The sequence below is a fragment of the Blautia sp. 1033sp1_1033st1_G9_1033SCRN_220408 genome (assembly GCF_040929965.1).
GTDB classification, from domain to species: domain Bacteria; phylum Bacillota; class Clostridia; order Lachnospirales; family Lachnospiraceae; genus Blautia_A; species Blautia_A ammoniilytica.
Genome location: NZ_JBFKZO010000011.1, coordinates 1 through 11,904, shown reverse-complemented (window position 1 = coordinate 11,904; position 11,904 = coordinate 1). Strand labels below are relative to the sequence as shown.

At 43.7% G+C, this 11,904-nt stretch carries 12 protein-coding genes and 1 tRNA gene; 12 read left to right on the top strand and 1 reads right to left on the bottom strand.

The annotated features are described in order from the left end of the window. Nucleotides 1-38 precede the first annotated feature (38 nt). Nucleotides 39-109 (top strand) — tRNA-Gly (locus AB5916_RS09660). An 83-nt stretch (nucleotides 110-192) separates the two neighbouring features. After that, nucleotides 193-987, top strand: a complete 795-nt coding sequence (gene proC, locus AB5916_RS09655; protein ID WP_368190547.1) for a pyrroline-5-carboxylate reductase — start codon at nucleotides 193-195, stop codon at nucleotides 985-987. Between the two features lie 80 nt (nucleotides 988-1,067). On the opposite strand, the gene AB5916_RS09650 is transcribed toward proC, so the two are convergent. Next, entirely contained in the window at nucleotides 1,068-1,529 is a 462-nt protein-coding gene (locus AB5916_RS09650) for a CYTH domain-containing protein (RefSeq protein ID WP_368190546.1), read from the bottom strand. A gap of 118 nt (nucleotides 1,530-1,647) precedes the next feature. Between AB5916_RS09650 and AB5916_RS09645 the strand changes: the two genes are divergently transcribed. The 10 genes from AB5916_RS09645 to truA form a co-directional block, all read left to right on the top strand. Continuing rightward, on the top strand, nucleotides 1,648-2,202 hold the full coding sequence (locus tag AB5916_RS09645; protein WP_368190545.1) for a DJ-1 family glyoxalase III: 555 nt from the start codon (nucleotides 1,648-1,650) through the stop codon (nucleotides 2,200-2,202). 241 nt (nucleotides 2,203-2,443) lie between these two features. Further along, nucleotides 2,444-3,730 carry a trigger factor gene (tig, locus tag AB5916_RS09640; protein WP_368190544.1) on the top strand — a complete coding sequence of 429 codons (1,287 nt, stop codon included), beginning with the start codon at nucleotides 2,444-2,446 and terminating at the stop codon, nucleotides 3,728-3,730. A 113-nt stretch (nucleotides 3,731-3,843) separates the two neighbouring features. Next, nucleotides 3,844-4,425 carry an ATP-dependent Clp endopeptidase proteolytic subunit ClpP gene (clpP, locus tag AB5916_RS09635; protein ID WP_158420901.1) on the top strand — a complete coding sequence of 194 codons (582 nt, stop codon included), beginning with the start codon at nucleotides 3,844-3,846 and terminating at the stop codon, nucleotides 4,423-4,425. 168 nt (nucleotides 4,426-4,593) lie between these two features. Beyond that, on the top strand, nucleotides 4,594-5,895 hold the full coding sequence (gene clpX, locus AB5916_RS09630; RefSeq protein ID WP_173728673.1) for an ATP-dependent Clp protease ATP-binding subunit ClpX: 1,302 nt from the start codon (nucleotides 4,594-4,596) through the stop codon (nucleotides 5,893-5,895). A gap of 18 nt (nucleotides 5,896-5,913) precedes the next feature. Beyond that, nucleotides 5,914-8,238 (top strand): endopeptidase La, encoded by a 2,325-nt coding sequence (lon, locus tag AB5916_RS09625; protein ID WP_368190542.1) that lies wholly within the window; start codon nucleotides 5,914-5,916, stop codon nucleotides 8,236-8,238. A gap of 48 nt (nucleotides 8,239-8,286) precedes the next feature. After that, on the top strand, nucleotides 8,287-8,913 hold the full coding sequence (gene yihA / locus AB5916_RS09620) for a ribosome biogenesis GTP-binding protein YihA/YsxC (protein WP_158420898.1): 627 nt from the start codon (nucleotides 8,287-8,289) through the stop codon (nucleotides 8,911-8,913). Nucleotide 8,914: 1 nt separating this feature from the next. Then, nucleotides 8,915-9,760, top strand: coding sequence for an energy-coupling factor transporter ATPase (locus AB5916_RS09615; RefSeq protein ID WP_158420897.1), 846 nt, complete (start codon nucleotides 8,915-8,917; stop codon nucleotides 9,758-9,760). Continuing rightward, complete coding sequence (locus AB5916_RS09610) at nucleotides 9,751-10,617, top strand: energy-coupling factor transporter ATPase (RefSeq protein WP_368190540.1); 867 nt, start codon at nucleotides 9,751-9,753, stop codon at nucleotides 10,615-10,617. The genes AB5916_RS09615 and AB5916_RS09610 overlap by 10 nt, the downstream gene beginning before the upstream one ends. Next, nucleotides 10,610-11,413, top strand: a complete 804-nt coding sequence (locus AB5916_RS09605) for an energy-coupling factor transporter transmembrane protein EcfT (RefSeq protein ID WP_158420895.1) — start codon at nucleotides 10,610-10,612, stop codon at nucleotides 11,411-11,413. The genes AB5916_RS09610 and AB5916_RS09605 overlap by 8 nt, the downstream gene beginning before the upstream one ends. A 3-nt stretch (nucleotides 11,414-11,416) precedes the next feature. After that, nucleotides 11,417-11,904: tRNA pseudouridine(38-40) synthase TruA (gene truA / locus AB5916_RS09600; protein ID WP_368190538.1), on the top strand; the 488-nt coding region annotated here is incomplete at its 3' end.

Genomic DNA, 11,904 nt, shown 5'->3' with positions numbered 1-11,904 from the left:
TGCCAAAAAATGCAGATGGTGCTATAATATATCCGTTCGCAGATATAGTTCATTGGTAGAACATCAGCTTCCCAAGCTGAGGAGGCGGGTTCGATTCCCGTTATCTGCTTGCTGAACCCCTGAACGCTTGTAATAGCAGGCTTTCAGGGGTGTTTTGTTAAAGCTGTATATGTATACAAGGAGACAAAGAAGATGAAAATTGGATTTATCGGATGTGGGAACATGGGATCTGCGATGATCAGCGGGATCCTGAAAAAAGGGATTTTTCAGAAGGATGAGATCATTGTATCAAATCTTACAGAAGAAGGCAGCAAAAGAAGCAGGGAAAAGCTGGGAGTTGTAACCACCCTGGACAATCGCCAGGTAGTTAAAAATGCAAAGATGATCATTCTGGCCGTTAAGCCACAGTTCTATCAGGAAGTGATCGAAGAAGTGCGGGCGGATCTTACTCCAGAGCATATGGTGATCGGTATTGCACCAGGGAAAAGTCTGGACTGGATACAGGAAATATGTCAGACATCCCTGAAAGTAGTACGCCTTATGCCAAATACCCCGGCTCAGGTAGGTGAAGGTATGACAGGTGTTTGCAGAAATGAACTGGTAACAGATGATGATCTGGAACAGGTATTGAAGATCACTGACAGTTTTGGCAAAACGCAGGTTGTGCCGGAGCGATTGATGGATGCAGTGGGAGCAGTCAGTGGGTGTTCTCCGGCATACGTATTTATATTCATTGAAGCAATGGCAGATGCAGCAGTGGCACAGGGGATGCCAAGAAAACAGGCATACCAGTTTGCTGCACAGTCTGTTCTGGGAAGTGCCAGGATGGTACTTGAGACAGGAATGCATCCTGGAGAATTAAAAGATATGGTATGCTCACCAGCAGGAACCACCATTGAGGGTGTGCGTACTTTGGAAAAGGCAGGCTTTAGAAGCGCTGTTTTTGAAGCACTTCAGGCCTGCGCAGATAAAGGCAAAAAGATGTAAATAAAAAATCAGATAAAAATGCATCTGGATACAGAGCAAACTGTAATCAAGATACAGATAATCGGAAATACTTAAAACTGCTACAACTGGCAATTTCCCTTACTTAAAGTGCTGTTGTGATATTTGGAAGAGTTGGTTACTTCTTCACCGAACCATTCTGGAGGTATATAAGATATAGCTTCTTCTTTAGAAGAGAATTCTACCTCTGCAAGGAAAAGCCCCTGATATGGAGCGTCAAATATGTCCAATTCAATGGTCAGACCGTCCTTTTCCGGAATCACATATCGGGTTTTTGATATGATAACACCATCTGTTTTAGGCTTCAGATGCTCATAAGCTTCCTGAGTAAGAGGCAGATTGTATTCTTCACGGCACATCAGTCCTTTGGATTTATAGGTAAGATAATAAGAATCATTGGATCTGCGGATACGGACAACAGGATCTGTACACAGATATCCCTGTTGGATCTTTTTTGAAGGATAAGATACCAGGTTTTGGGGCAGATTTTCCTGAGAAATCAGGAATTTTCGTTCGATTTCCATAATAAAAGCCTCCTTATATAATATGGGGAAAACCAATACCATTTATAATGTGGGAAAACCCAATCTCATTATACATGGAACAAGGGAGAAATAAAATAGGAAGAAAGAGGAAATAATAATGGCAAAAAATGTTTATATTTTTCTGGCAGAGGGATTTGAAGATATTGAAGGACTTGCTGTAGTAGATCTGATGCGCAGGGCAGGGATCCGGATCACTACCGTTTCAATTATGGACAAAAAAGAAGTAGTTACTTCTCACCATATTGCCCTTCTGGCAGATTCTTTATTTGATGAAACTGATTTTTCAGATGCGGATATGCTGGTGCTTCCTGGCGGGATGCCGGGGACAAAGTACCTGGGAGAGTATGAGCCACTTGCAAGATTGTTGACACAATTTGATCAGAAAGGCGGAAAAATCGGAGCTATCTGCGCAGCACCTACTGTGCTGGCTTCCCTGGGACTTCTGGAGGGAAAGAAAGCAACTGCTTATCCTTCCTGCATGGACGGATTAAAAGGGGCAGAAAAATCCTTGGAAAAAGTGGTAACAGATGGCAATATTACCACCAGCAGGGGACTGGGTACAGCCGTTGATTTTGCACTATCCCTGATTGAACAGCTTCTTGGAAAAGAAAAAGCAGATGAAATTGCAGAATCAGTAGTATATACCCGGTAAAATGGTCTTTTGCCGGAAAAACCATGTAAAATGGGGGCTTTCCTTTGAAAAAACACTAGCGTTTTTGAAACTCCTGTGCTATACTACTACAATGACTGTAATTATAAAGAATTGTAGCGTTATTCATGAGCGTTATAAAAATTAAAGGCCAGAAGTCTGAGACAGTGACTGCCTGCATGGATATTTGACAGACCGGATGGCAATGTATTATTTTACCTGAATTTTAAGGAGGAACACGAAAATGAGTTTACAGGTTGAGAAAATGGAAAAAAACATGGCGAAGCTTACGATTGAAGTTTCTGCTGAGGATTTAGACAAGGCAATGGAAGGTGCTTACAAAAAAGCAAAAAACAGAATTTCCATTCCTGGATTCCGTAAAGGAAAAGCTCCAAGAAAGATGATCGAGAAGATGTACGGAAAGGGAGTATTCCTGGAGGATGCTGTGAATGCACTGTTACCGGAGCATTATAGCAAAGCTGCTGCAGAGAGCGAACTTGAGATCGTTTCCCAGCCTAAGATCGACGTTGTACAGATGGAGCCTGGAAAAGACTTTATCTTTACAGCAGAAGTAGCTGTTAAGCCGGAAGTTACTCTTGGTGAGTATAAGGGACTGGAAGTTCCAAAGACAGAGATCAGTGTAACAGATGAAGAAGTTGATGCTGAAGTTAAGAAAGAGCAGGAGAAGAACTCCAGAACAATCACTGTAGAGGATCGTGCAGCACAGAAGGATGATATTGTTACTATCGACTTTGAAGGATCCACAGACGGTGTTGCATTTGAAGGCGGCAAGGGCAGCGATTATCCGCTGACTATTGGCTCCAACACATTTATTCCTGGATTTGAGGATCAGCTGATCGGTGCAAATACAGGTGACCATGTAGAAGTTAAGGTTACATTCCCAGAGGAATATCAGGCAAAAGAGCTTGCAGGCAAAGAAGCTGTATTCCAGTGTGATGTTAAGAAGATCGAAGCAAAAGAACTTCCGGAGCTGGATGATGATTTTGCAAAGGATGTTTCTGAGTTCGATACTCTTGCTGAGTACAAAGAGAATGTTAAGAAGGAACTGACAGAGAAAAAAGAAGCAGAAGCAAAAACTGCAAAAGAGAACGCAGTGATCGATAAAGTGATCGAGAATGCACAGATGGATATTCCAGAGGCAATGATCGATACACAGTGCCGTCAGATGATGGATGACTTCGGAAGAAGAATGCAGTCCCAGGGCCTTTCCATGGAGCAGTACTTCCAGTTCACAGGTCAGAGCATGGACAAGATGATGGAAGATATGAAGCCACAGGCTCTTAAGAGAATCCAGACTAGATTGGTTCTTGAGAAAGTGGTTGAGACAGAGAATATCGAAGCATCTGAGGATGAGATCAATGAAGAGATCAGCAAGATGGCTGAGATGTATAAGATGGAAGCTGACAAAGTCAGAGAGCTTCTTGGCGAGCAGGGGCTTGGACAGATGAAAGAAGACCTGGCAGTACAGAAAGCAGTTACTATGTTAGCTGATGCTGCAAAAGAAGCTTAATTGTAACTATTCAATAGGAAGTATCCTGTGAGGTGTTTTGAAACATATTCTGCCTCGCAACTGTAAGGGTACTGAACAGTTACGTTTAATCAGAGAGTAGAAAAGAGGAAATTATGAGTTTAGTGCCATATGTCATTGAACAGACAAGCAGAGGGGAAAGAAGTTACGATATTTATTCAAGACTTTTAAAGGACAGGATCATTTTCCTGGGAGAAGAAGTGAATGATGTAAGCGCAAGCCTTGTAGTGGCTGAGCTGCTTTTCCTGGAAGCAGAAGACCCTGGAAAGGATATTCAGCTTTATATTAACAGCCCGGGAGGTTCTGTGACAGCCGGCATGGCTATTTATGATACAATGCAGTATATCAAATGTGATGTATCTACAATATGTCTTGGAATGGCTGCCAGCATGGGAGCATTTCTTCTGGCCGGAGGTACGAAAGGTAAGAGATTTGCCCTTCCAAACTCAACGATCATGATTCATCAGCCCTCAGGCGGTGCCCAGGGACAGGCTACAGAGATCCAGATCGTAGCTGATCATATTGCAAAAACGAAAAGAACCTTAAATGAGATTCTTGCTGCCAATACCGGACAGCCACTGGAGGTTGTAGAGAAGGACACTGACAGGGATAATTATATGTCAGCAGAAGAAGCTAAAGCTTATGGCCTGATCGATGGTGTTGTCATGCATAAGTAACAACATAAACAAAAGAGGACTCAAACAGGAGCTTTCTTTTGTATGTAATGATTAAGAAAAGACTCCTGAACATCAGGAGTCTTATCTTGCTTAAAAAGGAAAGACGCAGAAGCTGTATTTTTTATGGGAATGCTTCTGCAAAGAAATAGAAAGGAAATGTATTGACCCATGGCAGAGAAGATAAGAGAGGGAAAAATAAGATGTTCCTTTTGCCGTAAAACGGAGGATCAGGTAAAGAAGCTGATCGCAGGACCAGACGGCGCATATATCTGTGATGAATGCGTAGGTATCTGTGCAGAGATCATGGAAGAGGAATTTGGAGGATACGATCAAGAACTGGGATCTGAGATCAATTTGCTTAAGCCGGAAGAGATCCATGCCATTCTGGACGATTATGTGATCGGACAGGATGAAGCAAAAAAGGTTCTTTCCGTAGCAGTATATAATCATTATAAAAGAGTGACCGCATCCAGGAACCTGGATGTGGAACTGCAGAAGAGCAATATTCTTATGCTTGGACCCACCGGATCCGGTAAGACACTTCTGGCACAGACATTGGCACGGCTTTTAAATGTACCTTTTGCCATTGCAGATGCCACCACTCTTACAGAAGCCGGATATGTAGGCGAGGATGTGGAAAATATCCTTTTAAAGATTATCCAGGCAGCAGATTATGATATTGAGAGAGCTCAGTATGGCATTATTTATATTGATGAGATCGATAAGATTACAAGAAAATCAGAGAATGTTTCCATCACCAGAGATGTTTCCGGAGAAGGCGTACAGCAGGCTCTTTTGAAAATCCTGGAGGGCACAGTGGCAAGCGTTCCACCGCAGGGAGGAAGAAAGCATCCTCATCAGGAATTTTTGCAGATCGATACTACCAATATCCTGTTCATCTGCGGTGGTGCTTTTGATGGTCTTGAAAAGATCATTGAATCCAGACAGGATACCAAAGCCATTGGTTTTGGCGCAGAAGTTACCTCTAAAGAAGAGAGGAACGTAGGTGACGTGCTTAAGGATGTTATGCCGGAAGATCTGATCAAATATGGCCTGATTCCGGAGTTTGTAGGGCGTTTGCCGGTAGTTGTTACTCTGGACAGTTTGGATGAGAAGGCTTTAATCCGTATTCTTCGCGAGCCTAAGAATTCATTGACAAAGCAGTATCACAAATTGTTTGAATTAGATGGTGTGGAACTTGATTTTAAGGAAGAAGCACTGGAAATGATGGCAAGAAGATCCATGGAGCGCCGGACAGGTGCCAGAGGTCTGCGTGCCATTATGGAGAGTACGCTGATGGATCTGATGTATCAGGCTCCTTCAGATGATACTATCCGCAAATGTATTATTACTAAAGAGGTTGTAGAGGGAACCGGCAAACCGGAGATTGTCCGGGGAGAAGCTCCGGCACAACCGGCAGGCCGTAAAAGTCCAAGGATCAAGAAAAGCGGAACCCCGGAAACAGCCTGATGAAGGGATAGACAATAGATGAGTGAACCAGTCATTATAATGCCTGCCATAGCACTTAGGGGAACTACTATTCTTCCGGGAATGGTTGTTCATTTTGATATAAGCCGCAAGCGTTCCATGAAGGCGATTGAGGCAGCAATGGTCCAGGACCAGAAGATTTTTCTGGTGACACAGAGAAATTCCAGGCAGGAAACACCAGAACTCCGGGATTTATATCAGACCGGAACGATCGCCTATGTAAAACAAGTAGTAAAGCTTCCCCAGAATCTTTTAAGGGTTCTGGTAGAAGGAACAGAAAAAGCGGACTTATTGGCCCTGGATCAGGAAGAGCCTTATCTTAAGGCTGAGGTTTCCATGATCCGGCAGGAGGAAGAAGAGCTGCAGGCACCGGTAAAGGCTGCCATGCATCGCAGCATTCATGACCTTTTCCAGCAGTATTGCCAGGACAATGGTAAGATGAGTAAGGAGATGGCAGTACGTATTCTGGATATTGCAGATGTGGAAGAACTGATCCAGCAGGTTGCTGTGAATCTGCCTCTTACCTATCAGAACAGGCAGAGATTTCTTGAAGCGTCAGGCCTTGAGGAGCAGTACGAAGTACTCGGCGCACTTCTCACCAATGAGATCAATCTTTTGGACATTACCAAAGAACTTCAGCAGAAGCTGAAAGCCAGGGTAGATAAGAATCAGCGGGAGTACATTCTCCGGGAGCAGTTAAAGGTGATCCGGGAGGAACTGGGTGAGAATAATATTCTGGATGATGCTGAAGAATACAGGAAAAGACTAAAAGAACTGCAGGCATCAAAAGAAATAAAAGAGAAGATCAACAAAGAAATTGACCGTTTCAAAAGTATTAATGGCAACAGTGCAGAAAGCACAGTAGAGCGCAGCTATATAGAAACACTGCTTTCCCTTCCATGGGATAAGCGGTCACAGGATTCAGAAGACCTTGAAAAGGCATGGAAGATCCTGCAAAAAGGACATTACGGACTGAAGGAAATAAAAGAGAGGATCATGGAATTTCTTTCTGTAAGAAGCCTGACCCATAAGGGTAAAAGCCCGATCCTGTGTCTGGTAGGACCTCCGGGTACCGGAAAAACCTCTATTGCCAGGTCTGTAGCAGAGGCATTGGATAAAAAATATGTGAGGATCTGTTTGGGCGGTGTACGTGATGAGGCAGAGATCCGGGGACACAGGAAAACCTACGTGGGAGCAATGCCTGGAAGGGTGACTGCAGCTCTTGCACAGGCTGGTGTAAGCAATCCGCTGATCCTGCTTGATGAGATTGACAAGACCAGCAGTGATTACAAGGGAGATACATCATCAGCACTTCTCGAGGTTCTTGATCCTGAACAGAACAGCAGATTTAATGACCATTATGTAGAGATCCCTCAGGATCTTTCAGAGGTTCTTTTTATTGCAACTGCGAATGATCTGCAAGGCATTCCAAGACCGCTTCTTGACCGTATGGAGATTTTGGATATTTCCGGTTATACAGAAAATGAAAAAGAGCATATTGCCAAAGAGCATCTTATTCCAAAGCAGATGGAAATCAATGGCATCAGTAAGGATATGCTTACCATACAGGGCAGCGCTGTCCGTAAGATGATTAATAATTATACAAAAGAAGCAGGTGTACGTTCCCTGGAGCGGTGTATTGGCAGGATCTGCAGAAAAACTGCAAGAGCCATTATGGAACAGGGCAAGGATAAGATACGTGTAACCGGGAAGAATCTTTCAGAGTACCTTGGAAAAGAAAGATATGATTACCTGATGGCAAATAAAAAAGATGAAATTGGTATTGCACGTGGACTGGCATGGACTCAGGTGGGTGGCGACACACTTCAGATCGAAGTAAATGTAATGCCGGGAAAAGGGGAATTTCTTCTTACCGGTCAGCTGGGAGATGTAATGAAAGAATCTGCACAGGCTGGTATCAGCTATATTCGTTCTGTAGCCGGGAAATATGGGATCCTTCCTGAATTTTTCAGGGAAAACGACATTCATGTACATATCCCGGAGGGCGCTGTACCAAAGGATGGACCTTCAGCCGGCATTACCATGGCCACTGCTATTTTGTCAGCTGTGATCCAGGTTCCTGTACGGGCTGAGGTAGCTATGACAGGAGAGATCACTCTGAGAGGAAGAGTCCTTCCTATCGGAGGTCTGAAAGAAAAGCTTCTGGCAGCAAAATACGCAGGGATCAAAGAAGTCCTGGTTCCAAAGGAAAATAAAAGGGATGTCCAGGAAATGGATAAAGAGATCACGAAAGATCTGAAAATCTGTTATGTGGAAACAATGGGACAGGTTCTGGAGCATGCCCTTTCCTCCGGAAAAAAATAAAGGCTTTGCATAAAAAGGCGGTTCCATGGCAGCAAAGGAGATTATTACATGGTAATTAAAAATGTTTCATTAGATATTGTGTGCGGGATCACCAGTAAACTTCCGGATACTGGAAGACCGGAAGTGGCATTTGCAGGAAAGTCCAATGTAGGAAAGTCATCACTGATCAACAGTCTGGTGAACCGAAAGGCTCTTGCAAGGACAAGTGCGCAGCCAGGCAAGACTCAGACCATTAATTTCTACAATATAAACGAAAGTATTTATCTTGTAGATCTTCCAGGATACGGATATGCGAAGGTTCCCCAATCTGAAAAAGAAAAATGGGGAAAGATGATCGAAAGGTATCTTCATACTTCAAAAGTATTGAAAGCAGTATTTCTGCTGGTGGATATCCGACATGATCCTTCTGCAAATGATAAGATGATGTATGATTGGGTGGTACATAACGGCTACAATCCTATTATCATTGCAACCAAAATGGACAAATTAAAGCGCAGCCAGATACAGAAAAATCTTAAAGCGATCAAAACCGGGTTGAATCTCCGGCCTGGAAGCATTATGATCCCATTTTCTGCTGAGACAAAGCAAGGAAGAGATGAAATCTGGGCATTGATCGATGAATTGACCGGACAGATTCCGGCAGTTACTGAGCAGACCAACTTACAGGAGAAATAATATGGGAATAATTAAGGCGTTCAAGCTGGGATTTGACTATTTCAAGTATGACGAAGACGGCAATGTGCAGGAAATGCAGAGAGCCGTCGATGATATAAACCTGGACATTGAAGCCGGGAGCTTTGTGGCTATCCTGGGACATAACGGTTCTGGGAAGTCCACACTGGCAAAGCAATTAAATGCACTGCTCCTTCCTTCCGAGGGGACGATCTGGGTGGATGATATGGATACATCCAAGGAGCAGGAATTGTGGAAGATCCGCCAGAAAGCAGGAATGGTTTTTCAGAATCCGGACAATCAGATCATTGGAACTGTTGTTGAGGAGGACGTAGGCTTTGGCCCTGAAAATATGGGTGTGCCTACAGAGGATATCTGGAAACGTGTGGGTGACAGTCTGAGAAAAACAGGGATGACAGCATACCGCCACCATTCACCTAACAAGCTTTCCGGAGGACAGAAGCAGAGAGTTGCCATTGCAGGTGTAATGGCCATGCGACCTCAGTGCATTGTTCTGGATGAGCCCACAGCTATGTTGGACCCGAATGGCAGGCATGAGGTTCTGGAAGCAGTTTCCGAACTGAATAAGAAAGAAAATGTGACAGTGATTCTGATCACTCACTATATGGAAGAAGTCATCCATGCGGACAAGGTTTATGTAATGGACAGCGGTAAGATTGTTATGCAGGGAACTCCAAGGGAGATCTTTTCACAGGTGGAAAGACTGAAGGAATACAGACTGGATGTTCCCCAGGTAACTTTGCTGGCTCATGAACTTCATGAGGCTGGTGTGGATATCCCGGAGGGAATACTGACAACAGAGGAATTGGTGAGTGCATTATGTCAATAGAACTTAAGAATGTTACCTATACGTACAGCCCGGAAACGGCTTATGAGATACATGCATTAAAAAATATTAACCTTGTGATCCCAGATGGACAGTTTATGGGGATCATTGGCCATACAGGCAGTGGAAAATCCACATTGATCCAGCATTTCAATGCGCTGATCCGTCCTACCTCAGGCACGATCCTTTATAATGGAGAGGATATATGGGAAGAAAAATATGACCGCAGAAAGCTGCGAAGTGAGGTTGGGCTGGTATTCCAGTATCCAGAGCATCAGCTTTTTGAAAGTGATGTTTTATCCGATGTATGCTTTGGACCTATGAATCAGGGACTGAGCCGGGAGGAGGCTGAGAAAGAAGCCAGAAAGGCTCTTGCCCATGTTGGATTTAAAGAAGAGAATTTCAGTAAATCACCCTTTGAACTTTCCGGAGGACAGAAAAAAAGAGTTGCCATTGCAGGTGTGCTGGCAATGAATCCAAAGATCCTGATTCTTGATGAGCCTACTGCAGGATTGGATCCTAAAGGCCGTGATGATATCCTGGATCAGATCCAGCTCCTTCATAAAATGCGCGGCATCACCATTATCCTTGTATCTCACAGTATGGAAGATATTGCCAAGTATGTGGAACGGCTGGTGGTTATGAATCATGGTGAAGCTGTATTTGATGACACACCAAGAAAGGTATTTTCCCATTATCAGGAACTGGAAAAAATGGGGCTGGCAGCTCCGCAGATCACTTATATTATGCATGCCCTGAAGGAAAAAGGGCTGGATGTGGATGTAAATGCCATCACTGTGGAAGAAGCAAAAGACAGCATTCTGAAAGCACTGAAGAAGGGAGGAAAGGCAGATGATTAGAGATATTACCATTGGCCAGTATTATCCTGCCGATTCTCTGATTCATAAGCTGGATCCAAGAACTAAGCTTTTGGGTACATTGATGTTTATTGTTTCAGTGTTTGCTTTTCATACATTTTGGGGATATTTGGTTGCTACAGTATTTCTGGGCAGCGTGATCCTGATTTCCAAGGTACCTGTTAAATTTATTTTTAAAGGCCTGAAAGCGATTTTTGTACTTTTGTTATTTACTATTGTTTTTAATATTATCCTTACACCAGGCGAAGTGTTATGGCGTTGGGGATTTATTAAGGTGACAAAAGAAGGTTTGGTGCTGGCAGGGAGAATGGCGATACGTCTGATCTATCTGGTGATCGGATCTTCCATTATGACTCTTACCACAACACCCAATCAGCTTACCGATGGATTAGAACGTCAGCTTCGTCCTTTGAATAAGATCCATGTTCCGGTTCACGAGATTGCAATGATGATGTCCATTGCACTTCGATTTATTCCTATTTTGCTGGAAGAGACAGATAAGATCATGAAAGCGCAGATTGCAAGAGGAGCAGACTTTGAAAATGGAAATCTAATACAGAAAGCAAAGAATATGGTTCCGCTGCTTGTTCCGTTGTTTATTTCAGCTTTTCGTCGTGCCAATGATCTGGCAATGGCCATGGAAGCAAGGTGCTATCATGGCGGAGATGACAGGACACAGATGAAACCTTTGAAATATGCAGGCAGGGATTATGCAGCCTATGGGATTCTGACCGGATATTTGGCAATTGCAATCCTGTTTCGGGTAGTGGGGATATAAAATATGAAAAGAATCGGACTTGTAGTAGCGTACGATGGAACCAATTATAGTGGATGGCAGGTGCAGCCAAATGGAATTACAGTACAAAGCGTTTTGAATGAAACCTTATCCCAGTTGCTGGGAGAACAGATTGAGACCATTGGAGCCAGCCGTACAGATGCAGGGGTGCATGCAATGGGAAATGTGGCTGTGTTTGATACTGAGACACGGATTCCGGGCGAAAAGATTTCTTATGCTCTGAATCAGAGGCTTCCGGAGGATATCCGCATCCAGCTTTCTGAAGAAGTGGATCCGGATTTTCATCCCAGGTATTGTGACAGCGAAAAGACTTATCAGTACCGGATCCTTAATCGCAAATTTCCTGTACCTACAGAACGGCTGTATTCATATTTTTACCATTATAAGCTGGATGTGGATAAGATGAGAGAAGCCACTTCTTTTCTCATCGGACGTCATGATTTTGCCAGCTTTTGCGGGGCGAAGGCCCAGGT